The following is a 25,303-nucleotide window of genomic DNA, read 5'->3' as shown; positions in this document are numbered from 1 at the left end:
ACAGCGATGAACGGTACAATCACAACGTGGTTTAAAGATAAAGGCTTCGGATTTATCAAAGATGAAAACGGCGACAACCGCTATTTTCATGTGATTAAGGTCGCGAACCCCGATCTGATTAAAAAAGACGCTGCGGTGACCTTCGAGCCAACCACCAACAACAAAGGCCTCTCCGCCTACGCGGTGAAGGTGATCCCCGAAAGTAAGCACCTCTATATTGCGGGCGAGCGCGTGAAGCTCACCTCGATCAAATCCTTCGTGGTGTTCAGCGAAGAAGAGCCCGTTGATACCAAAATCGACAAAGAGAACGCGGTGCTGTCGGTGGGGCTGCTGATGAACAGCATCAAACCAAAATCCGACAAAAAGCCGGGCGAAATGCGTACGGTGAAGAAGCTGGCGATCACCACCTTCCAGAACACGACGATGATCTTTACCGAAGATGAAATCGATATCGACGCTACGGTTAAGCTGCTGAAGTAATCTTATGCCGGGCGGCGGTTCCGCCTGACCCGGCCTGCAAATCCTCCCTTTTCGCCCGCTTTTTAACCTGCTATAACAAACTCCTTACCTTTCAGGGAGTCATCGCCGTGCCCGAAATCAATCAACATGGTCAAACCGTTAACGATATCGTCCCGGACTGGAAATGCGCCCGGGTCTTAACCCGCACCCCGCTCACCGGTCAGTATTGCCGTCTGGAGCCGCTGGACGCCGATCGTCACTCGGCTGATTTATACGAGGCCTACGCGCTGGGTGATGACAGCGACTGGACGTGGCTTGCCAGCACCCAGCCTGAAAGCGTGGAAGCCACCGCGCACTGGGTGCTCGGCAAGGTGATGGATGACGATCTGGTCCCGTTTGCGGTAATCGATTTACGCACTGAAAAAGCGGTAGGGCTGGTGAGCTACATGGCGATTGAGCGGTTTCAGGGATCGGTGGAAATCGGCCACGTTACCTGGTCGCGCAGGATGAAAGGCACCCGCATCGGCACCGAAGCGGTGTGGCTGCTGTTGAAAAATGCCTTTGAGCACAAGTATCGTCGGCTGGAGTGGAAGTGCGATTCGATGAACACCGCCTCACGCAGCGCGGCGGAGCGGCTGGGGTTTGTCTGGGAAGGACGCCTGCGCCAGAAGCTGGTGCGTAAAGGGCGCAACCGCGACAGCGATATGCTTTCGATTATTGACGGCGAATGGCCGCAAAGGGATGCGGAGCTGCGCGCCTGGCTGGCGGCGGAGAATTTTGACGCCCAGGGGCAGCAGATTACGCGGCTGGAGGCGTTTCGTTTATAAGCTTTATATGTAGGGTACAGCGTAAACGCGCGGTTAATCCGCGGAAATTACGATTTCAATCAGATTGGTTTTTCCTGACAGCAGCCCGCGGGCTACCGCTTCGGCGATGTCTGCGGCATCGGTTATCCGACAGCAGCGAATTCCCATGGCGGTGCCCAGGGATTGGAAGTCAATGTGCGGATTAATCAGATCCATTCCGATAAAGCGCCCCAGCTGCGTCGAGCTGTAGCCCGGCTGGCCCTTCATAAAGTTTTTAAGAACGTTGTACTCCAGGTTATTCATCACAATGAAGGTAACCGGCAGATTTTCGTGTGCCGCCGTCCAGAGCGCCTGCGGTGAATACAGTGAGGCGCCGTCGCCCATCAGGCAGACTACCGGCTCGCGGCCCAGCCCCAGCGAGTGACCCACCGCCGCAGGCATACCCCAGCCCAGACCGCCGCCGCGCATGAAATAGTAGCGCTGGTGCTGCTGGTCGGAAATAAAACGCCGGACATGTCTCGCGGTGGCAATTGCTTCATCAACAATGGTGGTGCCCGGCGGAACGGCTTTGATGACTTCATAGGCCGCCACCATCGGTGAAATGGCCGGGCGCAGCCGCTCTGCCGAGAGGCGTTCTTCCTGCTGCTGCCACTCTTTTTCTCGTTCGCTGAGCGCTGTTTTAAGCAGCTGCTGATGAACCAGTTTACCTGCCACCCGGCGTTGCTCAAGCTTCGGTAACAGTGCCTCCAGGGAGAGTTTGATATCCCCCATCACCGAGAGGCGGGTGGCGTAGGTGCGGCCCAGCTCGTTCATGTCGGCCGAAAGCTGGTAAACCGCGCACGTTCCCGGAATCGCGTCCCCTTCGCTGTATAAGATGGTGATCAGGCTTCTGCCGCCGATGATAAAGACGGCGTCGTAGGCGTTGACGATGCTGGCGATTTCGCAGGCGGTGGTGGGCATGTTGCCGCGCCAGAGCGCGTGTTGGGTGGGAAAGGGAAGGTTCAACGGCCAGGAGGAGCCGTAGACGTGAGCGCCCAGGTTTTCCGCCAGCTCGACAATCTCCTGCGTCGAGCCGCTGGAGTGAACCTCATCCCCCGCCACAATCATGATCCTGCCGGGCGTAACCTGGCTCAGCTCCTCCGCCAGCTCGTCCAGCGAGCCCGCGACGGTGTGATAGTTCACTTTGGATGCCGTTTGTATCCCGGCATCGCTGAGCTCTTCCATCACGTTCATCGGCAGTGAGAGCAATACGGGACCGGCGGGAGGATAGCTGGCAGCGTGGAATGCACGACGCACCAGCACCGGAAGCTGGTCGGCGCTGGTGACCTCCTGCGCCCATTTCATGACCGGGGAACCGATGGAAACAATGTCATCATACAGGAGCGGGTCACGCACGTAGTGGCGCGTATCCTGTTGCCCGACGGTGACCACCAGCGGGGTTTTCATGATCCGCGAGTTAATGAGATTCCCCATGCCGTGCCCGAGACCGCTGGCGGTATGCAAATTGATAAAGCCCGTTTTGCCAGAGGCTTTTGCGTAGCCGTCGGCTATGGCGACCACGCTGCTCTCCTGGAGCGCCAGAATATAGTGAATGTTTTCATGCCGGAGCAGGGCATCAATCAGCGGAAGTTCGGTGGTGCCGGGATTGCCAAAAATATATTCCACGCCTTCACTCTCCAGCACTTCAAGGAGAATGTCGGCACCTGTTCGCATATTTAAATCTGATAAGGACGTTAATGACTTAATCATAATGACACCTCATTCAGCGTTATTTAAGGCATGCTAAAATTCTTCCTGCGTGGGTCGGACGATAATTTCATTTACATCAACATCATCAGGCTGTTCAATAGCAAATAATACGGCCCGCGCAATGGCGTCTGCCGGAATGGCCTGCTTATAAAATTCATGGAGGAATTTTTTACTCTCTTCGTCAGAACTGCCGAATTGCAGTTCGCTTTCGACCGCACCGGGGGAAATAAGCGTTGTGCGGACCGTTTTACCAACCTCCTGGCGTAAGCCTTCGCTCAGCGCGCGGACGGCGAATTTCGTGGCGCTGTAGACCACGCCGCCGGGGGCAAGCACCTTAATTCCGGCCACCGAGGCAACGTTAATGAAATGTCCGCCGCCCTGACGCTGGAACACCGGCAACGCCGCCGCTATGCCATATAAAACGCCTTTGAGATTGGTATCGATCATCTGGTCCCACTCGTCGGTCTTGCGCTCGCTGATGGGGGCGATAGCCATAAAGCCTGCGTTGTTGATCAGCACGTCGACGCGTTGGTATGCGGCAACCGCAGCGTCAATCGCGTGCTGGACCTCCTCCTGACGGGTCACGTCCGCCTTAACGGCGATCGCTTGGCCGCCCTGCTGGACGATGCGATCCACCAGGGCGTTAACTCTGTCCAGGCGACGCGCCACCAGCACCAGCGAAAAGGGCTTATTCGCTAAATACAGGGCAATAGCCTGACCTATACCGCTGCTGGCGCCGGTGATAACAACAACTTTGTTTGCACTATTATTCATGATCTTATCTCGCCGTTGAGTGATGCAAAAATAAAGGCAGGGGGGAATTAAAGAATAATGACGTTTTCTTTAATTTCAGGTTTAAATATATTGTATATTTCGAATGGAAAGACATTCGATTAAACATAGTTGAATTGCGGGAACAGTGTCAACAGACTTTTAAATGAACAAAATAATTGCCGGGTAATATTTATTTCTTATAGGTATCGAAAAAATATTATCGTAATGAAGGGATATATTGAAAACCCTCTCCTTTTACGGAGAGGGCTGAATATTAAACGTTCTGTAATGCCTGACGTACCGGCGCACCGTTCGCCACATAATACGCCGCCGTGCTCTTCGCCAGCGGCTCGCGCCCGCGAATGGCGTCAGCAATTTTTTCACCGATCATAATCGTGGTGGCGTTCAGGTTGCCGGTAATAATCTGCGGCATGATCGACGCATCCACCACGCGCAGCCCTTCCAGCCCGTGAACGCGGCCTTCACCGTCAACCACCGCCATCTCGTCGTAGCCCATCTTGCAGGTGCCGCACGGGTGGAACGCGGTTTCCGCGTGGTTACGCACGAACTTGTCCAGCTGTTCGTCCGTCTGGCACTCAATCCCAGGGCTGATTTCCCGGCCGCGATATTTGTCCAGCGCGGGCTGGTGCATGATTTCGCGGGTGATGCGGATCGCGTCGCGGAACTCCTGCCAGTCCTGCTCGTGGGACATATAGTTAAACAGGATCGCCGGATGCTGGTGCGGATCGCGAGATTTTATGCGCACGTGCCCGCGGCTCGGGGAGCGCATGGAGCCAACGTGGCACTGGAAGCCGTGCTCTTTTACCGCGTTCGAGCCGTTGTAGTTAATCGCCACCGGCAGGAAGTGGTACTGAATGTTCGGCCACTCGAACTCCTCGCGGCTGCGGATAAATCCGCCTGCTTCGAAGTGGTTGCTCGCGCCCACGCCGGTGCCGCCAAACAGCCACTCGGCGCCGATCTTCGGCTGGTTCCACCACTGCAGGGCAGGGTAGAGGGAGACCGGCTCTTTACACGCGTACTGGAGGTACATCTCCAGGTGATCCTGCAGGTTTTCCCCCACGCCGGGCAGGTCGTGCACCAGCGGGATATCGAACTTCTTCAGCAGTTCCGCGCTGCCCACGCCGGAGCGCTGGAGGATCTGCGGAGAGGCAATGGCCCCCGCGCACAGCAGCACCTCTTTGTTCGCCGTCGCGTTGGACGGAATGGTGCTTTCGCCCTCCAGCCACTCGACGCCCACGGCGCGCTTGCCGTCAAAAATAATGCGATCGGTCGTGGCGTGGGTGCGGATGGTCAGGTTCGGGCGCGGTTTCGCCTGGTCCAGATAGCCGCGCGCGGTGCTGGCGCGTCGGCCCTGCGGCGTGACCGTGCGGTCCATCGGGCCGAAACCTTCCTGCTGGTAGCCGTTGAGATCCTCGGTGCGCGGATAGCCCGCCTGCACGCCCGCTTCCACCATCGCCTCAAACAGCGGGTTCACGCCCGGCTTCGAGGTGGTAACGCTCACCGGACCGTCGCCGCCGTGGTAGTCGTTCGGCCCCACGTCGCGCGTCTCCGCCTTGCGGTAGTAGGGCAGGCAGTTGAGGTAGCTCCAGTGCTCCAGACCCGGCTCTTTGGCCCAGTTATCCAGATCCATCGCGTTACCGCGCACGTAGCACATGCCGTTGATGAGCGACGAACCGCCCAGCCCTTTGCCGCGCCCGCACTCCATGCGGCGGTTGTTCATGAATGGTTCAGGCTCTGTTTCGTACGCCCAGTTGTAGCGCTTGCCCTGCAGCGGGAACGCCAGCGCGGCGGGCATCTGGGTGCGGAAATCAAAGCGGTAGTCCGGCCCGCCCGCCTCAAGCAGCAGGACGGTGGTGTTCGGATCTTCAGTCAGTCGTGTAGCCAGGACGTTGCCGGCAGAGCCGGCCCCGATAATGATGTAGTCAAATTGCAAATAAACCTCCCGGTTAAAATATGGACTGGAATTTACCCATCTCAACCTGGATGGACTTCACCTGGGTATAGCTCTGCAGCGTCATCACGCCGTTTTCGCGGCCAATGCCGGAGTGCTTGTAGCCCCCGACCGGCATCTCCGCGGCGGATTCACCCCAGGTGTTGATCCAGCAGATGCCCGCTTCGAGCTGATGAATCGCGCCGTGCGCGCGGTTCAGGTCGGCGGTGACGATGCCCGCCGCCAGACCGTAGTCGGTGTCGTTGGCGCGGCGAATGGCTTCTTCATCGCTTTCATAGGTGAGGATGGACATCACCGGGCCGAAGATCTCTTCGCGCACGATGGTCATCTCGTCGGTGCAGTCGGTAAACACGGTCGGGGCAACCCACGCGCCGTTGTCAAAGCCTTCGCCCTTCAGCACGTCGCCGCCGCACAGCACGCGCGCGCCTTCCTCTTTGCCTTTGGCGATGTAGCGCAGCACGCTGTCGCGGTGCGGGAAGCTGACCATCGGGCCGAAGTTGGTCTTTTCATCGAACAGATCGCCCGCGCGGATGCGGCCCACGCGCTCAGCGATTTTCTGCTCAAACGAGGCCTTGAACTTCGCGGGCACGAACACGCGGGTGCCGTTGGTGCATACCTGGCCGGAGCTGAAGAAGTTCGCCATCATGGCGATGTCTGCCGCGAGATCGAGATCCGCATCGTCAAAAATAATCAGCGGAGATTTGCCGCCCAGCTCCATCGTCACCTCCTTCAGGGACGAGGCCGCCGAGTTGGCCATTACCTTTTTGCCGCTGGCGACGCCGCCGGTGAAGGAGACTTTCGCGATGCCCGGATGCTCGGTCAGGTACTGGCCGGTCTCCGCGCCCACGCCCGGCAGGACGTTAAACACGCCGTCCGGCAGGCCCGCTTCGGTGTAGATCTCGGCAAGCTTGAGGGCGGTGAGCGGAGTGACCTCGCTCGGCTTGAAGATCATCGCGTTGCCCGCCGCCAGCGCCGGGGCGGATTTCCACAGGGCGATCTGGATCGGGTAGTTCCACGCGCCGATGCCCGCCACCACGCCCAGCGGCTCGCGACGGGTGTAGACGAACGAGGTCTCACGCAGCGGGATCTGGCTGCCTTCCAGCGCCGGGATCAGCCCCGCGTAGTACTCCAGCACGTCCGCGCCGGTGACGATATCCACGGTTGAGGTTTCGGAATACGCTTTACCGGTGTCGAGGGTCTCAAGCGTTGCCAGCTCGTCGTTGCGCTCGCGCAGGATATCGACGGCGCGACGCAGGATGCGCGAGCGCTCCATGGCGGTCATCGCTGCCCAGATTTTTTGCCCGCGCTGTGCGCTTTCCACGGCGCGGTCGACGTCTTCGCGCCCGGCGGCCTGTACGCTCGCCAGAACTTCACCGTTGGCCGGGTTGATGGTCTCGAAGGTGCGACCGCTGGTGGCGGATGTATAACCACCATTGATATAAAGCTGCTGTTCTGCCATTCGGGACATAAATTCTCCTCGGTTATTCGGTCGGTAAATGCTGGCTGATAAAGTGGCTGGTGAGCGACTGCGCCAGGGTCTTATCCAGCGGCTTGCCGCTCAGCGCGGCGCGCAGCCACAGCCCGTCGATCAGCGCCGCCAGCCCGTAGCCCGCCTCTTCAGCCTGTTCACGCGGCAGCTCGCGGCGGAACTCGTACACCAGGTTTGAGAGCAGGCGTCGGCTGCTCACCTGCTGCAGGCGGTAGAGCATCGGCTGGTGCATGCTGCTTGCCCAGAAGGCCAGCCAGGCCTTCATAGCCGCGCCGCTTACCTGGGTTTCATCGAAGTTGCCGGCGACAATCGCCTGCAATCGCTGCTCTGCGCTGCCGCCCGGCAGGGCGCGTAGGCGGCTTAATACCGCGTCGCGCAGCTGGCCGGTGATGTCGCGCATGGTCGCTTCCAGCAGGCCGTTTTTATCTTTGAAGTAGTGACTGATGATCCCCGTGGACACGCCCGCCCGACGGGCGATTTGCGCGATGGTCGCGTCATGCATGCCCACTTCATTTATTGCTTCCAGCGTGGCGTCGATAAGCTGCCTGCGCCGAATCGGCTGCATCCCCACTTTGGGCATTTTTGCCACTCCATTCATCAGCGTTGGTTATATATTAAAGCGTTTTTTGATTGGACGTTCAATATAAAATGTGTCTTAATTGTTGCGGATTTGGATTTTAATAGTTACAAAAACAGTGAGGATACTGGATGACAGACCTTTCACAGGACAGAGAAAAAGACAAAATCAACCCGGTCGTTTTTTATACTTCCGCCGGGCTGATTTTGTTGTTTTCCCTGACGACGATCTTCTTTCGTGATTTTTCTGCCGAGTGGATTGGGCGCACTCTGAACTGGGTGTCGAAGACCTTCGGCTGGTACTACCTGCTGGCGGCGACGCTCTATATTGTCTTCGTGGTGTGCATTGCCTGCTCGCGCTTCGGTTCGGTAAAGCTCGGACCAGAGCAGTCCAAGCCCGAGTTCAGCCTGCTGAGCTGGGCCGCGATGCTGTTTGCCGCGGGCATCGGCATCGACCTGATGTTCTTCTCCGTAGCCGAACCGGTCACGCAGTATATGCAGCCGCCGGAAGGGGCAGGGCAGACGATGGAGGCCGCGCGCCAGGCGATGGTCTGGACGCTGTTCCACTACGGCCTGACGGGCTGGTCGATGTACGCCCTGATGGGCATGGCGCTCGGATACTTTAGCTATCGTTATAATTTGCCCCTCACCATCCGCTCCGCGCTTTATCCGATTTTCGGTAAAAAAATTAACGGCCCGATTGGCCACAGCGTCGACATTGCGGCGGTCATCGGCACCATCTTCGGTATCGCGACAACGCTCGGGATTGGCGTGGTGCAGCTCAACTACGGGCTGAGCGTGCTGTTTGACATCCCGGATTCGATGGCGGCCAAAGCGGCGCTGATTGCGCTGTCGGTGATTATCGCCACCATTTCGGTGACGTCGGGCGTGGATAAGGGCATCCGCGTGCTCTCCGAGCTGAACGTGGCGCTGGCGCTGGGCCTGATCCTGTTCGTGCTGTTTATGGGCGACACGTCGTTCCTGCTCAATGCCTTAGTGCTCAACGTGGGCGACTACGTGAACCGCTTTATGGGCATGACGCTGAACAGCTTCGCCTTCGACCGTCCGGTGGAGTGGATGAACAACTGGACGCTGTTCTTCTGGGCGTGGTGGGTGGCGTGGTCCCCGTTTGTCGGCCTGTTCCTGGCGCGTATTTCGCGCGGGCGCACCATCCGTCAGTTCGTGATGGGCACGCTGATTATCCCGTTCACCTTTACCCTGCTGTGGCTGTCGATTTTCGGCAACAGCGCGCTGTACGAGATCATTCACGGCGACGCGGCGTTCGCGCAGGAGGCGATGGCGCACCCGGAGCGCGGCTTCTACAGCCTGCTGGCGCAGTATCCGGCGTTCACCTTTAGCGCCTCCGTGGCGACCATCACCGGCCTGCTGTTCTACGTCACCTCGGCGGACTCCGGCGCGCTGGTGCTGGGGAACTTCACCTCGAAGCTCAAGGACATCAACAGCGACGCGCCGAACTGGCTGCGCATCTTCTGGTCCGTCGCCATCGGCCTGCTGACGCTCGGCATGCTGATGACCAACGGTATCTCGGCGCTGCAGAACACCACGGTGATCATGGGCCTGCCGTTCAGCTTCGTCATCTTCTTCGTAATGGCCGGGCTGTATAAATCGCTCAAGGTGGAAGACTACCGCCGCGTCAGCGCCAGCCGCGACACCGCCCCGCGTCCGATGGGCGCGCAGGACAGGCTGAGCTGGAAGAAACGCCTGTCTCGCCTGATGAACTACCCGGGCACGCGCTACACCAGCCAGATGATGGAGACGGTCTGCTTCCCGGCGATGGAAGAGGTGGCGCAGGAGCTGAAGCTGCGCGGTGCGTACGTAGAGCTGAAAAACCTGCCGCCGGAAGAGGGCGAGACCCTGGGGCACCTGGATCTGCTGGTGCATATGGGCGACGAGCAGAACTTTGTCTATCAGATCTGGCCGCAGCAGTATTCGGTTCCTGGGTTTACCTACCGGGCGCGCAGCGGGAAATCAACCTACTACCGGCTGGAGACGTTCCTGCTGGAAGGCAGCCAGGGGAATGACCTAATGGATTACAGCAAGGAGCAGGTGATTACGGATATTCTGGACCAGTATGAACGGCACCTGAACTTTATCCATCTGCACAGGGAAGCACCGGGGAATAGCGTGATGTTCCCGGATGTCTAAAGTTTGATCTGAATAAAGCGCATGAAAGTTGAGGGGCCAGATTGTTATGAATCTGGCCCTGTACTTTTCGAATAGAGCTTATTATATCTTTAACTATTGGTGTACTATGTACACCTTTATGTTGTTCAGAGGTATAAAATGAGCATCTATGATGAACTCAAAACTTCGCTTGAAGAGGCGGTTGAGATCCATAGCGGAAGAAAAGCCGCTTCCCGAGTCACCCGCTATGAAGTTGCAGATGTGCGCGCCATCAGAGAGCAGCTCAATATCACGCAAAGCGAAATGGCGAAGGCGCTTGGCACGAGCGTCGATACGATAAAAAGCTGGGAGTCCAAACGCCGCAATCCAACCGGGCTGGCGGCAAAGGTACTTAATGTGATTCGGGAGAATCCTGCATTTTATAAGGCACTTGCCGGACAGTGAGTAGCCCTTATGCCGGGTGGCGCTGCGCTTACCCGGCCTTCAAAACTGCTTTTCCGTAGGCCTGATAAGCGAAGCGCCATCAGGCACGCCCTTCATTGACACAACTTTAATGATAACCATTTTCATTTAAATATAGCCTGTGCTATACCTTATAGCACGGGCTAATTTTGCTTTGAATTTAATCACCTCTGGAGACTTCCGCGATGCACCCACTGCAAGGATTGAAGCGTCTGTTGCTCGGCGCGCTGCTTATAACTGCGACCACTACCGGCACGCAGGCGGCTGAAAAGTTTCAGGTCATCACCACCTTTACCGTTATCGCCGATATGGCGAAAAACGTGGCGGGTGACGCCGCAGACGTGACCTCCATTACTAAGCCGGGTGCGGAAATCCACGAATACCAGCCCACGCCGGGGGATATCAAACGCGCGCAGAAGGCGCAGCTTATCCTGGCGAACGGCATGAATCTGGAACTGTGGTTCCAGCGTTTTTATCAGCATCTGAACGGCGTACCGGAGGTGATTGTCACCAAAGGCATTACGCCGATGGGCATCAGCGAGGGGCCGTACGACGGCAAGCCCAACCCGCACGCGTGGATGTCGCCGGACAACGCCCTGATCTACGTCGACAACATTCGCGACGCGCTGGTGAAGTACGATCCGGCCAACGCGCAGACGTATCAGCGCAACGCGGAAGCCTACAAGCAGAAGATCGTCGCCACCCTCGAACCGCTGCGTAAGCAGGTCGCGGAGATCCCGGAAGACAAACGCTGGATGGTGACCAGCGAAGGGGCGTTCTCCTATCTGGCGCGGGATCTGGGCCTGAAAGAGCTTTACCTGTGGCCGATTAACGCCGATCGACAGGGCACGCCGCAGCAGGTGCGCAAGGTTATCGATCTGGTGAAAAAACATCGCATCCCGGCGGTGTTCAGCGAAAGCACGGTCTCGGATAAGCCCGCCCGTCAGGTGGCGCGGGAAACCGGCGCCCATTACGGCGGCGTGCTGTACGTTGACTCTCTGAGCGCGGAAAACGGCGCGGTGCCAACCTATATCGATCTGCTGAACGTCACGACCCGCACGCTGGTGCAGGGCATCCACGACGGGATGAAGGAGTAGCCATGCAGAAGGGGATTGTCGTCACGGACGTAACCGTGACCTACCGCAACGGCCACACGGCGCTGCGTGACGCGTCGTTCAGCGTGCCGGGCGGATCGATTGCCGCGCTGGTGGGGGTGAACGGCTCCGGCAAGTCCACGCTGTTTAAGGCGATAATGGGCTTCGTGCGGGCGGCGAGCGGCACCATCACCATTCAGGGGCTGCCGCCTCACCGGGCGCTGCGTCAGAACCTGGTCGCCTACGTGCCGCAGTCGGAAGAGGTTGACTGGTCGTTTCCGGTGCTGGTGGAAGACGTGGTGATGATGGGGCGCTACGGGCATATGGGTTTCCTGCGTCGGCCAAAAGCGTGCGACAGGCAGATCGTGACCGACGCCCTGAAGCGCGTGGACATGCTCGAGCTACGCCACCGGCAGATCGGTGAGCTCTCCGGCGGGCAGAAGAAACGCGTGTTCCTGGCGCGGGCGATTGCCCAGCAGGGCGAGGCGATCCTGCTCGACGAGCCGTTTACCGGCGTGGACGTCAAAACCGAGGCCAGGATCATCAGCCTGCTGCGGGAGCTGCGCGACGAGGGCAAAACCATGCTGGTCTCGACCCACAATTTAGGCTCGGTCACGGAGTTTTGCGATTACACGGTGATGGTCAAAGGTACCGTGCTGGCGAGCGGCCCGACGGAAACCACCTTTACCGCCGAGAACCTTGAGCGCGCCTTCAGCGGCGTGCTGCGCCACGTGGTGCTCAGCGGCTCGGAAGACCGCATTATTACCGACGATGAACGCCCGTTCGTGACGCACCGTCAGGAGGCCAAATGAACGCGCTTCTGGAACCGTTTGGCTACGAGTACATGCTCAACGCGATGTGGGTTTCGGCGATGGTGGGCGGGCTGTGCGCGTTTCTTTCGTGCTATCTGATGCTCAAAGGCTGGTCGCTGATCGGCGATGCGCTGTCGCACTCCATCGTGCCCGGCGTGGCGGGGGCCTACATGCTCGGGCTGCCGTTCTCGCTGGGGGCGTTCCTCTCGGGCGGGCTGGCGGCGGGCAGCATGCTGTTTCTCAACCAGCGCAGCCGCCTGAAGGAGGACGCCATCATCGGGCTGATCTTCTCCTCCTTTTTCGGGCTAGGGCTGTTTATGGTCTCGCTTAACCCGACCTCGGTGAACATTCAGACCATCGTGCTCGGCAATATTCTCGCCATTGCCCCGGAAGATATCGTCCAGCTGGCGATTATCGGCGTAGTGTCGATGGTTATCCTGCTGTTCAAGTGGAAAGATCTGATGGTGACCTTTTTTGATGAGAACCACGCCCGCGCCATCGGCCTGCGTCCGGAACGCCTGAAAATTCTATTCTTCACGCTGCTGGCGGTCTCCACCGTGGCGGCGCTGCAAACCGTCGGCGCGTTTCTGGTGATCTGCCTGGTGGTCACGCCCGGCGCAACCGCGTGGCTGCTGACCGACCGCTTCCCTCGCCTGCTGATGATTGCCGTCGCCATTGGCAGCATCACCAGCTTCCTCGGCGCGTGGGCCAGCTATTATCTGGACGGCGCCACCGGCGGCATTATCGTGGTTGCCCAGACGCTGCTGTTCCTGCTGGCGTTCGTCTTTGCGCCGAAGCACGGTCTGCTCGCCAGCCGCCGTCGCGCGCGGGAGGCCCACCCATGATGGCGCTGCTCCTTGAACCCTTCCAGTTTGCGTTTATGAACAACGCGCTGCTGATTTCACTCCTGGTGGCGGTACCCTGCGCGCTGCTGTCGGTTTTTCTGGTGCTGAAAGGCTGGGCGCTGATGGGCGACGCCATGAGCCATGCGGTGTTTCCCGGCGTCGTGCTGGCGTGGATGATGGGCCTGCCGCTGGCGTTGGGCGCGTTCGTGGCCGGTCTGTTCTGCGCGGTCGCCACCGGATACCTGAAGGATAACAGCCGCATCAAGCAGGATACGGTCATGGGGATCGTCTTTTCCGGCATGTTCGGCGCGGGCCTGATTCTTTACATCGCCGTTAAGCCCGAGGTGCATCTCGACCACATCCTGTTCGGCGATATGCTGGGCATTAACGGGATGGACATTCTGCAAAGCGGCATCGTGGCGGGGCTGATCGCGCTGGTGATTGGCCTGAAGTGGCGCGATTTCCTGCTGTTCTGCTTTGACTATCAGCAGGCGCAGGCGAGCGGCCTGCGCACCCGCTGGCTGCACTACGGCTTACTGTGCATGGTCTCGCTGACCATCGTGGCGACGCTGAAGGCGGTGGGGATTATTCTGTCGATTTCGCTGCTCATTGCCCCCGGCGCGGTGGCGGTGCTCATCACCCGGCGCTTCCACATGGCGCTGCTGGTGGCGGTCGCCGTTTCAGCACTCGTGTCGGTTAGCGGCGTCTATGCCTCGTTTTATCTCGACAGCGCGCCAGCGCCGACCATCGTGGTGCTGTTCGCGATGGTGTTTATCGTGACGTTTGCGGTCACCAGCGTGAAGGCCCGTCGGCAGGAGCGTGTGACAGCAGGGTGATTGCCTGCTCGCCGCGCTGCTGCCAGTGCAGGGTGAAGGTGGCGCCTTCGTTAAAGCCTGCCAGCTGGCGGGTCAACGCCAGCGTAAGCGTCTTATCGTCGAGCAGGGTGACGCGGGCGCTGTCAAAACCCATATATGCCTGCACCAGGGGAAAGAGGGCCTTGAACAGGCTCTCTTTGGCGCTGAACGCCAGCGTCAGGGCGAGGGCAAACGGGTATCCCGCGTGGGACAGCACGCGCTCTTCCTGGGCATCAATAATGCCGCCCTTAATTTCTCTGGCTTCATTTTCGGGCAAGATGCTTTCGCAGTCGATGCCGATAAGCGCGTGTCTGTCGCGAACCACCACCGCCATGGCCTGCGTGCCGCTGTGGGTGATGCTGCCGGAAACGCCCTCCGGCCAGAGCGGTTCCCCGCTGGGGCCGATGGCGGGAATGGTGCGCTCGTTTAGCGCATGCATGGCGGCGATGCGGCCTGCCAGGTGGTCGGCCTTGCGTTTGCGTCCGGCGTCAGCGAGCTGCGCGTGATGCGGGAGCCAGAGAAGATCGGCGTCGGTGAAGGTGGTGGGGTCGAAAGTGACGCGGTGGAGGGTGAGGCCGGCGAGAGAAAATGTGCTGTGGGTTGTGTGCATGGTTTCCCCTCACCCTGACCCTCTCCCCGGAGGGGAGAGGGAAGGATTGACTTCAGTGCCTTAAAAACGCGTATTCACGCTCATGTACCAGGTGCGACCCGGTTCATTATACGTGTAGGCACCCGCACCGTACATATACGCACCGGTGGTGGCATTTCCGGTCGTCTGGGCATTACCCGCGCGCCACTGGCGCTTGTCGAAGACGTTGTCCACGCCGCCGGTCAGGCTGACGTTTTTGGTCATGTCCCAGGTCGCGCTCAGGCCAACAATGCTGTACGGGCTGACTTCGTCTTTCTCAGACCCGGTCACCGGCTGGCCTTTGTAGTTGTACTTCTTCGGCTGCTGCTTGCCGTACCAGGTGAAGGTGGACTGCAATGACACATCCTGGTGCACCTGCCAGCTCAGGGTTGAGTTCAGCGTGTATTCCGGGATGATCGACAGACGGTCGCCGGTCTCCTTGTTCTTGCTCTGCAGCATGTAGGTGATGTTGTTGGTCCAGTTGATCGTGTCGCTGACCGGCACGTTCAGGGAGCCTTCCAGCCCTTCCACCACCGCCTTCGGCACGTTTTCCCACTGGTAGATGTCCGTCTGCACTTTACCGGACGAGGTGTGGCCGACAGGCGCGTAGCCCGCTTCAATCTTGTCGCGGTAGTCGTTGCGGAACCAGGTCACGCCCGCCAGCCAGCCGTCGCGTTTCCACTCCAGGCCAATCTCTTTGTTGATGCTGGTTTCGGCTTTCAGGTCGTCGTTGCCCATCATGTAGCAGCCCACGCCGTCGGAGCTTGCGTAACAGCCCTGGCCTTTGCTGTAGAGCAGGTAGTTCGGGTTGGTCTGGTACAGGCTCGGCGCTTTGTAGGCGCGCGCAATCCCCATCTTCAGCGTGAAGTCATCCCCCAGACCCTGCGACAGGTTAAGCGACGGGCTCCAGTTGTTGCCGACGATAGTGTGGTGATCGAAGCGCAGGGCAGGGGTCAGCATGGTGCTGTCGGTCAGCTCCATGTTGTTTTCGGCGAACAGGGAGAAGATCTCCGCCGAGGTGTACGGACTGCGGTCGTCGCTCATGCCCGGAATGGTGCCGCCCTGCAGGGTTTGCGAGAAGGAGGTGGAGTCCTTCATGCGCTGCTGGTTCCACTCGGTGCCCAGGGTCAGGTTCTGGTTGACGAGGAAATCAATCGGCAGGTTGATTTCGCTGTGCAGCATCACGTCGGCCAGGTCGGTGTCGGTGAATTTATCGCTGTTGAACAGGCCTTCCGTACCGCCCGCCAGCCCTTCGCCCAGGCGGGAGTTGCGGGTGTGTTCGTACTGCGCCCAGCTGCTGGTGGTAATGCCGTTGTCCCAGCCGCCGTTCCAGGTCACCGCGAAGTTCTGGCGATAAATACGGTTAGTCTCTTTGCCGTAGTTCTTCTTCACCAGCGCGTTGTCGTTGTTGGTGTTCTGCGTGTCGCCCGCGTAGAGGTTGTTCTGGCGGCTGTAGCCCGCCTCAAACTCCAGGGACTGCATTGGCGCGAAGTCCCAGCGCACCACGCCGTTGATGTCTTTGTTCTCAACGCCCTCACGGCCCGCGGGCAGGGTGTTGGCGTAGGCCCCGGTACGCTCGGACTGGTGGCCCTGGTTGATGTCCCACGCGTCGGCCTGGGTCTTATCCAGGTTACCGAACATGCGGAAGCTGAAGTCGCCGCCCAGCGGGCCGCTCAGGCTGAAGTTGGTGCGCTTGGTAGAGCCTTCATCCTTGTGTTCAGGCGCGTTCAGGTAGGTGTTCCAGGAGCCGTGCCACTGGTCGTCGAACTTTTTGGTGATGATGTTCACCACGCCGCCCGCCGCGCCGTTACCGTAGCGTGCGGCGGCCGGGCCGCGAATGACCTCGATGCGCTCGATCATCTCCGGCGGCACCCAGCCGGTATCGCCGCGGGTGTCGCGCTCGCCGCGCCAGCCCAGTCGGATGGAGTTGCGGCTGGTCACCGGCTTGCCGTCGATCAGGATCAGCGTGTTTTCCGGGCCCATGCCGCGAATGTCAATCTGGCGGTTGTTCCCGCGCTGGCCGCTGGTGGAGTTCCCGGTCAGGTTAACGCCCGGCATGGTGCGGATGATTTCCGCCACGTCGCGCGCGGGCGGGTTTTTGCGGATCTCGTCGGCGGTGATGGTCGACACGCCCGGCGCCTGCAAATTCTGCTCGGCGGCGGTGATCACCATGGTGTCTTCGTGCTGCGCAGAGGCGGTGTTGTCGTCTGCCATGGCGGGCAGCGCGGCGCCATAAATCCCTAAATTGACCAGCAAGGCCAGAGAGTGAATCTTCTTATTCATTGTACGTCCCGCTTTTATGGTTATTTAATGAGCGCGCTTCCCACAGCGCGGGCATTACGCTATTGCAAATGCAAATAGTTATCAATAATATTATCAATAAAATTTGCTCTGAAACAAAAAAGTCTGTTAAACATGGGGTTATAAGGGTGACGGCGTTAGCAACCGGAAGTGAAGCGTGGTGGCGGTCGAAAAACGGGCCGGAATGGGAACGTCAGAAGGAGAGCTATCGCGTCACCTTCTGGTGGCGGGACCCGGCAGGCACGCAGAAAACGTCAACGGTTAAACGCGTCTGGCTCTACGTTACCGGCGTGACCGACCACCATCAGAATGCCCGTCCGCAGTCCCTGGAACGCATCCCGGATACCGACGTCTGGCAGTGGCAGGGCGAGTTCAGCCCCGAATGGCGCGGCAGCTACTGTTTTATCCCCTCCGTAAATGAAAACGATTTTGCCGATACCGTATTTGATGGCCAACTGCCGGACCGCATGGCGCTGCGCGAAGGCTGGGGCAGGCTGCTGCCGCACGCGGTGTCCGACCCGCTGAATCCGCAGAGCTGGCGCGGCGGGCGCGGGCATGCCGTCTCGGCGCTGGAGATGCCTGAAGCCCCCGTTCAGCCGGGCTGGGATCGTCCCGATACGCCCTTTCAACCGCCCGTCTGCATTGAGTGGAACAGCGCGCGCCTGAAAAACTCCCGCCGCGTGTGGATTTTTACCACCGGCGATGAAGGCTCCGATCGCCCGCTGGCGGTGCTGCTCGACGGTCAGTTCTGGGCCGAAAGCATGCCGGTCTGGCCTGCGCTGGCGTCGCTCACCGAAGCGCGCAAACTGCCGCCTGCCGTCTATGTGTTAATCGATGTAATAGACATGGAACATCGCAGCCGCGAATTGCCCTGCAACCCCGATTTCTGGCTGGCGGTGCAGGAAGAACTTCTCCCTCACATAAACACTCTCGTACCCTTCAGCGACCGCGCCGACCGTACCGTGGTCGCGGGCCAGAGCTTTGGCGGGCTTTCCTCACTCTATGCGGGCCTCAACTGGCCGCAGCGCTTTGGCTGCATCCTCAGCCAGTCCGGATCCTACTGGTGGCCGCACCGCGGCGGGCAGCAGGACGGGCTGCTTATCGGGCAGCTTAGAGCGGGTGAAAAAAACGCACGCGGGCTGCGCATCGTCCTTGAGGCCGGGCGCAACGAGCCGCTTATCTTCCGCGCGAACCAGGCGATTTACGCCGAACTGCGCGCGCAGCAGGTTTACTGGCGTCAGGTTGACGGCGGACACGACGCGCTTTGCTGGCGCGGTGGGCTGACGCAGGGGCTGATGACCCTCTGGCAGCCGCTAATTCAATAACGGAGTCTGTATGGAATTCAGCAATCCTTTCGATAATCCGCAGGGACAGTTCGCCATTTTGCAAAACGACCGGGGGCAGTACAGCCTGTGGCCGCAGCAGTGCGAACTGCCCGCAGGCTGGCGCGTGGTGCGTGAAGCGCAGTCTCAGGAGGTGTGCCAGCAGTGGCTGGCCGGGCACTGGCAAACGCTTGAGCCGTCTTATTTTGCGGGAGAGAACGCATGAACCGTCTTCCTCTCGTCGCCGCCCAGCCGGGCATCTGGATGGCGGAGCAGCTGTCCGCATTGCCCAACGCCTGGAGCGTAGCGCACTACACCGAGCTTAAGGGCGATATCGACGCGCCGCTGCTGGCTAAAGCCATCGCCGAGGGCATGATGCAGGCCGATACCCTGCGCATGCGCTTTGCCGAAGAGAACGGCGAGGTATGGCAGTGGGTGGATGACACCGTCATTCTGCCGGAGCCGTCCATCGTTCGCGTTGATTCACACGACGCCGCCGTAGCGCTGATGGAGGCCGATCTCAACCTGAACCTGCGCGTCGACAGCGGCCAGCCGCTGGCGTTTCACCAGCTCATTCATGTAGGCGAAGGCCACTGGTACTGGTATCAGCGATATCATCATCTGGTGGTGGATGGCTTCAGCTTCCCGGCCATTACCCGCCAGATCGCCGCGATTTATGCCGCCTGGAAAAAAGGTGAACCCACGCCTGCCTCACCGTTTACGCCGTTCGCTGAGGTCGTTGACGAGTATCAGCGCTATCGCGGCAGCGAGGCGTATCAGCGCGACGGCGCCTTCTGGGCAGAGCAGCGCAAGCGGCTTCCTTCTCCGGTCTCGCTCTCTTCCGCGCCGCTGCCGGGACGCGCTGCCACTACCGATATCCTGCGCCTGAAAATTGCAATGGACGCTCGCGCCTTTAGCCAGCTTGCGCAGGCGGCAGGGCAGGCGCAGCGCACCGATCTGGCGCTTGCGCTGGTGGCGCTGTGGCTGGGCCGCCTCACCGGACGGCTGGACTACGCTGCCGGGTTTATCTTTATGCGCCGCATGGGGTCAGCGGCGCTGACCGCGACGGGCCCTGTGCTCAACGTCCTGCCGCTGGCGGTGAATATCAACCCGCAGGAGAGCCTGCCGGAACTGGCGCTGCGCCTGGCTAACCAGCTGAAAAAAATGCGCCGCCATCAGCGCTACGACGCCGAGCAGATCGTGCGCGACAGCGGGCGTACCGCGGGCGACGAAGCCCTGTTTGGCCCGGTGCTTAACGTTAAGGTGTTTGATTATCAGCTTGATATCGACGGCGTGGAGGCCATCACCCACACGCTGGCGACCGGCCCGGTGAATGACCTTGAGCTGGCGCTGTTCCCGGACGAGCAGGGCGGACTGAGCATTGAGATCCTCGCCAACAAGCAGCGTTACGATGAAACAGCGCTGAAGCGCCACGCGGCGCGCCTGAACGCGATGCTGACGCAGTTTGCCGCCAGGCCGGACCTGCGCTGCGGTGACGTGGAAACCGTTTCAGCGCAGGAATACCAGAGGCTTGCCCGCATCAACGATACCGGGCTGGCCCTGCCGTCAACCACGCTGGCGGATCTGGTGGCGGAACAGGCGAGCAAAACGCCGGACGCCCCCGCGCTGGCGGATGCAAACGTCGAGCTGAACTATCGCCAGATGCGCAAGCAGGTGGTCGCGCTGGCAAACCTGCTGCGCGAGCGCGGCGTGAAGCCGGGCGACAGCGTGGCGGTGGCGCTCCCGCGCTCGGTGTTCCTGACCCTGGCGCTGCACGGGATTGTTGAAGCAGGCGCCGCGTGGCTGCCGCTTGATACCGGCTACCCGGACGATCGCCTGCGGATGATGCTGGAGGACGCGAAGCCGTCCCTGCTCATTACCACCGACGAGCAGCTCCCTCGCTTTAGCGATCTGCCCATTTCTGCTTTTAGTTACAACATGCTTTTACCCGCTGCCGATGCTGACCCCCTGCGGCTGGCGAAGCCGGAGCAGACCGCGTACATCATCTTCACCTCCGGTTCGACGGGGCGTCCGAAAGGGGTCATGGTCGGGCATACCGCCATCGTTAACCGCCTGAAGTGGATGCAGGATCATTATCCACTGGCGGCGAATGACGTGGTGGCGCAGAAAACGCCGTGCAGCTTTGACGTGTCGGTGTGGGAGTTCTGGTGGCCGTTTATCGCCGGGGCGAAGCTGGTGATGGCCGAGCCGGACGCGCACCGCGATCCGCAGGCGATGCAGAGCTTTTTCGCACGCTACGGCGTGACGACGACCCACTTCGTGCCGTCGATGCTGGCGGCCTTTGTCGCCTCGCTAACGCCGGAAAACGTGGCGTGCTGCAAAACCCTTAAGCAGGTGTTCTGCAGCGGCGAAGCGCTGCCGGCCGACTTGTGCCGCGAGTGGGAGCAGCTCACCCGTGCGCCGCTGCACAACCTGTATGGCCCAACCGAAGCGGCGGTGGACGTCAGCTGGTATCCGGCATTTGGCCCGGAGCTGGCGGCGGTGGAGGGCAACAGCGTGCCGATCGGTTTCCCGGTGTGGAACACGGGGCTGCGCATTCTGGACGCGATGATGCGCCCGGTGCCGTTCGGCGTGGCGGGGGATCTTTACCTCACCGGCATCCAGCTGGCGCAGGGGTATCTGGGCCGTCCGGATCTCACCGCCAGCCGCTTTATTGCCGATCCGTTCGCCCCCGGCGAGCGGATGTACCGCACGGGTGACGTCGCCCGCTGGCTGGACAACGGCGCGGTGGAATATCTCGGCCGCAGCGACGATCAGCTCAAAATTCGCGGCCAGCGCATCGAGCTGGGCGAGATTGACCGGGCGATGCTCGCGCTGCCGGACGTGGCCCAGGCCGTGGCGCACGCCTGCGTGTTCAACCAGGCGGCGGCAACGGGCGGGGATGCCCGCCAGCTGGTGGGGTACGTCGTCTCCGAGTCCGGCTTACCGCTGGACCGCGACGTGCTGCTGGAATCGCTAAAAGCCCAGCTGCCGCCGCACATGGTGCCGGTGGTGCTGTTGCAAATCAGCGCGCTGCCGCTCAGCGCCAACGGCAAGCTCGACCGCAAGGCGCTGCCGCTGCCGGAGCTGACCAGCAAAACATCCGGCCGCGCGCCGGAGACGGAAACCGAAGCCGCCGTCGCGCAGGCGTTTTCCGCGCTGCTGGGCTGCGAGGTGAACGATATCGAAGCCGACTTCTTTGCCCTCGGCGGACACTCGCTGCTGGCGATGCGCCTGGCGGCACAGCTCAGCCGCACATTTTCGCGTAAGGTCACGCCGGGGCAGGTTATGGTTGCCTCGACGGTGAGCAAGCTCAGCGCGCTGCTGGACTCGCGGATGAGCGACGAGCAGGCGCAGCGTCTGGGGTATGAAACCCTCCTGCCGCTGCGCGAAAGCAGCGGGCCGACGCTGTTCTGCTTCCATCCGGCGTCCGGCTTTGCCTGGCAGTTCAGCGTGCTGGCGCGCTACCTCAGCCTGCGCTGGTCAATTACCGGCATTCAGTCGCCGCGCCCGGACGGCCCGATGCAGCAGTGCGCGGATCTGGATGGAGTGATCGAGCATCATCTTGCAACGCTGCGCGCGCAGCAGCCGCAGGGGCCGTATTACCTGTTCGGTTATTCCCTCGGCGGCACGCTGGCGGAGGGCATTGCGGCGCGTCTGCGCGAGCAGGGTGAAGCGGTGGCGTTCCTCGGCCTGCTGGATACCTGGCCGCCGGAAACCCAGAACTGGTCGGAGAAAGAGGCCAACGGCCTTGACCCGGAGGTGCTGGCGGAGATCGAGCGCGAGCGTCAGGCGTTTATTGCCGCGCAGCAGGGGCAGGGCTCCAGCGAGCTGTTTAACGCCATTGAAGGCAACTACGCCGACGCGGTGCGGCTGCTCACTACCGCGCACAGCGCGCGGTTCGACGGTAAAGCGGCGCTGTTTGTCGCCGAGCGCACCCGAACGATGGATCCGCATGTTGCGTGGTCGCCGTGGGTGGGTGAGCTTGAGGTCTACAGCCAGGACTGCGCCCACGTGGATATCATTTCACCGCAGGCGTTTGAGAAGATAGGGCCGGTGTTGAGGGAGATATTGGGATAACGTCAACAGCCCCTCACCCCAGCCCTCTCCCCATAGGGGAGAGGGTGTAATCGTCCCCTCTCCCCTATGGGGAGAGGGTCAGGGTGAGGGGTCATCAAACCGCACGTTTTCCAAGCGGCACCACCAGCGGCGTGCCCGCCACCGGATCGTCAATAATCATGCAGCGCATGCCGTAGATCCGCGCGATCAGATCCGGCGTGACAATCTCCTTCGGCGCGCCCTGCGCCACAATCTCGCCGTCGCGCAAGGCAATCAGATGCGTAGCGTATCGGCACGCCTGGTTTAAGTCGTGCAGCACCGCCGCCAGGGTATATCCCTGCGTGCGGTTTAGCTCACTCAGCAGCTCCAGCAGGTCAATCTGATGGCTGATATCGAGCCAGGTCGTCGGCTCGTCCAGCAGCATGATCGACGTTTCCTGCGCCAGCACCATGGAGATCCACGCCCGCTGGCGCTGGCCGCCGGAGAGGGTGTCCACGCTTTGCTGCGCGAGATCGGTAATCCCCGTCGCCTGCATCGCACGCTTCACCGCTTCGTCGTCCTCTTTGCGCCAGCGGGTAAACAGCGGCTGGTGCGGGTAGCGTCCGCGTGAGACCAGCTCCTGCACCGTAATGTCTCCCGGCGTGGTGGCGTTTTGCGCCAGCAGCCCGATGCGCCTGGCCACTTCTTTACTGGCGAAGCGCTGGATCTGCTCCCCGTCGAGGAACACGCTGCCCTCAGCCGGCGTCATCAGGCGGCTCAGCGTGCGCAGCAGTGTCGATTTGCCGCAGCCGTTTGGCCCAATAATGGCGGTGAAGTGGCCGTCCGGAATGGCAACGGATAGGTCACGGGCAATGATTTTTTTGCCGTAGCCGAGAGTGAGGTTTTCGCCGCGCAAGCGGGTGGTTGAGTCTGTCATTTCTTGCGTGACTCCTGAACGAGCAAGACGATGAGGTAAATCCCGCCGAGGCTGACGGTCACCACGCCCACCGGCAGTTGATAAGGCATAAACAGCCGCTGGGCGCAGAGATCGGCGGCCAGCAGCAGCAGCGCGCCGCACAGCGCTGCCTGGGTTAATCCCCACTTCGCGGTGCCGCTAAGACGCCGCGCGATGTGCGGGGCCACGAGGGCGATAAACGAGATCGGCCCGGCGATGGCGGTGGAGGCGGCGGTCAGCAGTACCGCGACCAGCATCAGCATCAGGCGCGAGCGCTCGACGCTTACGCCCAGCGCGCAGGCGCTGTCGTCGCCCATCTCCAGCAGGCGCATGCGCCGCACCAGCAGCAGCGCGCCGATAAACATCAGCAAAATCAGCGGCGCGGCGGGCCAGGTTTTGCCCCACGTCAGGCCGTTGAGGGAGCCTGCGTACCACAGCCCGGCGGAGAGCGCGGTTTCCAGCGAGGCCTGTAGCAAAAGCCAGGTGTTAAAGGCCATCAGCATGGCGCGGATGCCAATCCCGATAATGATCAGGCGGAAGGTGTCGATGCCGTTGCGCCAGGCTAGCGCCCAGATCAGTAAGGACGTCAGAATGCCGCCCGCCATCGCCGTGAAGGTAATCGCCGTCAGGTGCTGGCCGAACAGCACCATCGCCACCAGCACGCCGCTCCAGGCCCCGGTGTTGAGGCCCATCACGTCCGGGCTGCCGAGCGGGTTGCGCATCAGCGACTGAAAAATCGCGCCGCTCACGCCGAGCGCCGCGCCGACCAGAATCGCCATCGCCACGCGCGGCAGTCGCCACTCCGTCACCACCATGGTGATGTTGCGCGGCGCGCTGCCGGTGAGGGCGTGAAAGACCTGCGTAAAATCGAGCGTCACCGCGCCGCTGCGCAGGCTCCAGACCGCCAGCAGCAGAATGGCGATCGTCAGCAGGGAGACGCCGATAACTAAACGACGGGACGGAGCCATCATGCGCCACCTCCGCGCCTGCGGCGCACCAGGAAGATCAGCACCGGCGCGCCGATAAAGGCGCTCACCACCGACACGCGCAGCTCGCCGGGGACCAGGAGGCGGCCCAGCACGTCGGCAAACAGCAGCAGGGCAGGAGTGGCCAGCAGCGTTACCGGCAGCGACCAGCGGTGATCCGCCCCCACCAGCCAGCGCGCCATGTGCGGCATCATCAGGCCGATAAAGGCTATCGGGCCGACCACGGCGGTCGCGCTGCCGCACAGTACCGTGATGGCTAAAAGACCAATCAGCTGCGTGCGCGCCACCCGGTTGCCGAGGGCGGTGGCGGTGTCGCTGCCGAGGCTCAGGCTGTTCAGCGCCCGGCTTAAAAACAGCGCCACGGCGGCGGCGATAATGACCGGGATCGCCACCACGTTTAATGTTTCAAGGGTGCGGATATCCAGCGAGCCGGCCTGCCAGAAGCGCAGCTGGTCGTAGACGTCCGGGTTGAGCAGGGCGATGCCGCTGGACAAGCCTTCCAGCACCGCCGCGAGCGCGACGCCCGCAAGCGTCAGGCGAACCGGACTCAGCTGCCCGCCGCCCTGGCTGCCGGTAAACGCGACCACCAGCGAGGCGGCCAGCGCCCCGCAGAAGGCCATCGCCAGCTGTTCAGAGGGCGACGTCAACCCGAAGAGCGCCGCGCCGAGCACGATAGCAAAGCTGGCGCCGGAGTTGACGCCGAGAATGCCGGGGTCCGCCAGCGGATTGCGGGTGAGGGTTTGCATCAGGGCTCCGGCAAGGCCAAGCGCGCCACCGGCCAGCAGTCCGGCAAGGGTACGGGGCAGGCGGGCGTCGAGCACGATGACGCAGTCCGCGCTCTGACAGGTGCCGGAGAGCGCATCAACAATAACGGACGCGGGCAGCGGCTTTGCGCCGACCAGCAGGCTGAGTGCAATCGCAAGGCTCAAAAGCAGCAATAAAGCGGGCACGGCAACGGCGCGCACCGCAGAAGAGGAAAACGACATAGCAACATCCATGATTTGATAATGATAGTGATTATCGTTATCTATCTTAT

General features: G+C 61.0%; 21 protein-coding genes. 11 read left to right on the top strand and 10 right to left on the bottom strand.

The window, feature by feature from the left end; all coding sequences use genetic code 11:
* Nucleotides 1-6: 6 nt before the first annotated feature.
* Both OSH03_RS06460 and OSH03_RS06455 read left to right on the top strand, forming a co-directional pair.
* Nucleotides 7-480, top strand: a complete 474-nt coding sequence (locus OSH03_RS06460; RefSeq protein WP_227442104.1) for a cold-shock protein — start codon at nt 7-9, stop codon at nt 478-480.
* Between the two features lie 107 nt (nt 481-587).
* Nucleotides 588-1,286, top strand: a complete 699-nt coding sequence (locus OSH03_RS06455) for a GNAT family N-acetyltransferase (protein ID WP_266178577.1) — start codon at nt 588-590, stop codon at nt 1,284-1,286.
* Between the two features lie 33 nt (nt 1,287-1,319).
* Here the strand turns inward: OSH03_RS06455 and OSH03_RS06450 are convergent, their stop codons facing one another.
* From OSH03_RS06450 to betI, 5 genes are all read right to left on the bottom strand, one after another.
* On the bottom strand, nt 1,320-3,014 hold the full coding sequence (locus tag OSH03_RS06450) for a thiamine pyrophosphate-binding protein (RefSeq protein WP_266178576.1): 1,695 nt from the start codon (nt 3,012-3,014) through the stop codon (nt 1,320-1,322).
* A 33-nt stretch (nt 3,015-3,047) separates the two neighbouring features.
* On the bottom strand, nt 3,048-3,788 hold the full coding sequence (locus OSH03_RS06445; protein WP_266178575.1) for an SDR family oxidoreductase: 741 nt from the start codon (nt 3,786-3,788) through the stop codon (nt 3,048-3,050).
* A 274-nt stretch (nt 3,789-4,062) separates the two neighbouring features.
* Nucleotides 4,063-5,742 (bottom strand): choline dehydrogenase, encoded by a 1,680-nt coding sequence (betA, locus tag OSH03_RS06440; protein WP_266178574.1) that lies wholly within the window; start codon nt 5,740-5,742, stop codon nt 4,063-4,065.
* 13 nt (nt 5,743-5,755) lie between these two features.
* Nucleotides 5,756-7,228: a betaine-aldehyde dehydrogenase gene (gene betB, locus OSH03_RS06435; protein WP_266178573.1), complete on the bottom strand. Its 1,473-nt coding sequence runs from the start codon at nt 7,226-7,228 to the stop codon at nt 5,756-5,758.
* 13 nt (nt 7,229-7,241) lie between these two features.
* Nucleotides 7,242-7,829: a transcriptional regulator BetI gene (gene betI, locus OSH03_RS06430; RefSeq protein ID WP_061098935.1), complete on the bottom strand. Its 588-nt coding sequence runs from the start codon at nt 7,827-7,829 to the stop codon at nt 7,242-7,244.
* 128 nt (nt 7,830-7,957) lie between these two features.
* Between betI and betT the strand changes: the two genes are divergently transcribed.
* From betT to sitD, 6 genes are all read left to right on the top strand, one after another.
* Nucleotides 7,958-9,991, top strand: a complete 2,034-nt coding sequence (betT, locus tag OSH03_RS06425) for a choline BCCT transporter BetT (protein ID WP_266178572.1) — start codon at nt 7,958-7,960, stop codon at nt 9,989-9,991.
* A 138-nt stretch (nt 9,992-10,129) separates the two neighbouring features.
* Nucleotides 10,130-10,414: a NadS family protein gene (nadS, locus tag OSH03_RS06420; RefSeq protein WP_266178571.1), complete on the top strand. Its 285-nt coding sequence runs from the start codon at nt 10,130-10,132 to the stop codon at nt 10,412-10,414.
* Between the two features lie 203 nt (nt 10,415-10,617).
* A complete protein-coding gene (locus OSH03_RS06415) occupies nt 10,618-11,529 on the top strand; it encodes a metal ABC transporter substrate-binding protein (protein WP_266178570.1) in 912 nt (303 codons plus the stop codon).
* A gap of 2 nt (nt 11,530-11,531) precedes the next feature.
* A complete protein-coding gene (sitB, locus tag OSH03_RS06410) occupies nt 11,532-12,338 on the top strand; it encodes an iron/manganese ABC transporter ATP-binding protein SitB (RefSeq protein ID WP_266178569.1) in 807 nt (268 codons plus the stop codon).
* Nucleotides 12,335-13,183 (top strand): iron/manganese ABC transporter permease subunit SitC, encoded by an 849-nt coding sequence (sitC, locus tag OSH03_RS06405; RefSeq protein WP_047355404.1) that lies wholly within the window; start codon nt 12,335-12,337, stop codon nt 13,181-13,183. The genes sitB and sitC overlap by 4 nt, the downstream gene beginning before the upstream one ends.
* The gene (gene sitD / locus OSH03_RS06400; protein ID WP_266178568.1) at nt 13,180-14,019 is read left to right on the top strand and encodes an iron/manganese ABC transporter permease subunit SitD; all 840 of its coding nucleotides are present in this window, start codon (nt 13,180-13,182) and stop codon (nt 14,017-14,019) included. Before sitC ends, sitD begins: the two co-directional genes overlap by 4 nt.
* On the opposite strand, the gene entD is transcribed toward sitD, so the two are convergent.
* Together entD and OSH03_RS06390 are read right to left on the bottom strand one after the other, a co-directional pair.
* Entirely contained in the window at nt 13,973-14,647 is a 675-nt protein-coding gene (entD, locus tag OSH03_RS06395; protein ID WP_266178567.1) for an enterobactin synthase subunit EntD, read from the bottom strand. The two genes, sitD and entD, sit on opposite strands and share 47 nt — an antisense overlap.
* A 60-nt stretch (nt 14,648-14,707) precedes the next feature.
* Nucleotides 14,708-16,948 (bottom strand): TonB-dependent siderophore receptor, encoded by a 2,241-nt coding sequence (locus OSH03_RS06390; protein ID WP_253541172.1) that lies wholly within the window; start codon nt 16,946-16,948, stop codon nt 14,708-14,710.
* Nucleotides 16,949-17,094: 146 nt separating this feature from the next.
* Here OSH03_RS06390 and fes point away from each other — a divergent pair, with 146 nt between their 5' ends.
* The 3 genes from fes to entF are packed head-to-tail and all read left to right on the top strand — an operon-like array spanning nt 17,095 to nt 22,368.
* Nucleotides 17,095-18,291 (top strand): enterochelin esterase, encoded by a 1,197-nt coding sequence (gene fes, locus OSH03_RS06385; RefSeq protein ID WP_266178566.1) that lies wholly within the window; start codon nt 17,095-17,097, stop codon nt 18,289-18,291.
* Nucleotides 18,292-18,301: 10 nt separating this feature from the next.
* On the top strand, nt 18,302-18,514 hold the full coding sequence (locus OSH03_RS06380; protein ID WP_266178565.1) for an MbtH family protein: 213 nt from the start codon (nt 18,302-18,304) through the stop codon (nt 18,512-18,514).
* Nucleotides 18,511-22,368, top strand: coding sequence for an enterobactin non-ribosomal peptide synthetase EntF (gene entF, locus OSH03_RS06375; protein WP_266178564.1), 3,858 nt, complete (start codon nt 18,511-18,513; stop codon nt 22,366-22,368). The genes OSH03_RS06380 and entF overlap by 4 nt, the downstream gene beginning before the upstream one ends.
* Before the next feature lie 94 nt (nt 22,369-22,462).
* Here the strand turns inward: entF and fepC are convergent, their stop codons facing one another.
* Genes fepC through fepD form a run of 3 tightly spaced genes read right to left on the bottom strand, consistent with a single transcriptional unit; the run spans nt 22,463 to nt 25,253 of the window.
* Nucleotides 22,463-23,263, bottom strand: coding sequence for an iron-enterobactin ABC transporter ATP-binding protein (gene fepC / locus OSH03_RS06370; RefSeq protein ID WP_266178563.1), 801 nt, complete (start codon nt 23,261-23,263; stop codon nt 22,463-22,465).
* Complete coding sequence (gene fepG, locus OSH03_RS06365) at nt 23,260-24,249, bottom strand: iron-enterobactin ABC transporter permease (protein ID WP_266178648.1); 990 nt, start codon at nt 24,247-24,249, stop codon at nt 23,260-23,262. Before fepG ends, fepC begins: the two co-directional genes overlap by 4 nt.
* On the bottom strand, nt 24,249-25,253 hold the full coding sequence (gene fepD / locus OSH03_RS06360; protein WP_266178562.1) for a Fe(3+)-siderophore ABC transporter permease: 1,005 nt from the start codon (nt 25,251-25,253) through the stop codon (nt 24,249-24,251). Before fepD ends, fepG begins: the two co-directional genes overlap by 1 nt.
* Between the last annotated feature and the right edge of the window lie 50 nt (nt 25,254-25,303).

This window comes from Enterobacter nematophilus (assembly GCF_026344075.1).
GTDB classification, from domain to species: Bacteria; Pseudomonadota; Gammaproteobacteria; order Enterobacterales; family Enterobacteriaceae; genus Enterobacter; species Enterobacter nematophilus.
The sequence above is the reverse complement of the archived record's forward strand: the minus strand, read 5'-3'. Positions and strand labels throughout refer to the sequence as shown.

Bases quoted from the DNA above. Each gene is read 5' to 3' on its own strand.
- OSH03_RS06460 (WP_227442104.1), top strand. From the start codon at position 7: ATGAACGGTACAATCACAACGTGGTTTAAAGATAAAGGCTTCGGATTT.
- betI (WP_061098935.1), bottom strand. From the start codon at position 7,829: ATGCCCAAAGTGGGGATGCAGCCGATTCGGCGCAGGCAGCTTATCGAC.
- OSH03_RS06380 (WP_266178565.1), top strand. From the start codon at position 18,302: ATGGAATTCAGCAATCCTTTCGATAATCCGCAGGGACAGTTCGCCATT.
- entD (WP_266178567.1), bottom strand. From the start codon at position 14,647: ATGCACACAACCCACAGCACATTTTCTCTCGCCGGCCTCACCCTCCAC.
- OSH03_RS06450 (WP_266178576.1), bottom strand. From the start codon at position 3,014: ATGATTAAGTCATTAACGTCCTTATCAGATTTAAATATGCGAACAGGT.
- sitB (WP_266178569.1), top strand. From the start codon at position 11,532: ATGCAGAAGGGGATTGTCGTCACGGACGTAACCGTGACCTACCGCAAC.
- betB (WP_266178573.1), bottom strand. From the start codon at position 7,228: ATGTCCCGAATGGCAGAACAGCAGCTTTATATCAATGGTGGTTATACA.
- OSH03_RS06390 (WP_253541172.1), bottom strand. From the start codon at position 16,948: ATGAATAAGAAGATTCACTCTCTGGCCTTGCTGGTCAATTTAGGGATT.
- fepG (WP_266178648.1), bottom strand. From the start codon at position 24,249: ATGGCTCCGTCCCGTCGTTTAGTTATCGGCGTCTCCCTGCTGACGATC.
- OSH03_RS06445 (WP_266178575.1), bottom strand. From the start codon at position 3,788: ATGAATAATAGTGCAAACAAAGTTGTTGTTATCACCGGCGCCAGCAGC.
- fepC (WP_266178563.1), bottom strand. From the start codon at position 23,263: ATGACAGACTCAACCACCCGCTTGCGCGGCGAAAACCTCACTCTCGGC.
- betT (WP_266178572.1), top strand. From the start codon at position 7,958: ATGACAGACCTTTCACAGGACAGAGAAAAAGACAAAATCAACCCGGTC.
- entF (WP_266178564.1), top strand. From the start codon at position 18,511: ATGAACCGTCTTCCTCTCGTCGCCGCCCAGCCGGGCATCTGGATGGCG.
- sitD (WP_266178568.1), top strand. From the start codon at position 13,180: ATGATGGCGCTGCTCCTTGAACCCTTCCAGTTTGCGTTTATGAACAAC.
- sitC (WP_047355404.1), top strand. From the start codon at position 12,335: ATGAACGCGCTTCTGGAACCGTTTGGCTACGAGTACATGCTCAACGCG.
- OSH03_RS06415 (WP_266178570.1), top strand. From the start codon at position 10,618: ATGCACCCACTGCAAGGATTGAAGCGTCTGTTGCTCGGCGCGCTGCTT.
- nadS (WP_266178571.1), top strand. From the start codon at position 10,130: ATGAGCATCTATGATGAACTCAAAACTTCGCTTGAAGAGGCGGTTGAG.
- fepD (WP_266178562.1), bottom strand. From the start codon at position 25,253: ATGTCGTTTTCCTCTTCTGCGGTGCGCGCCGTTGCCGTGCCCGCTTTA.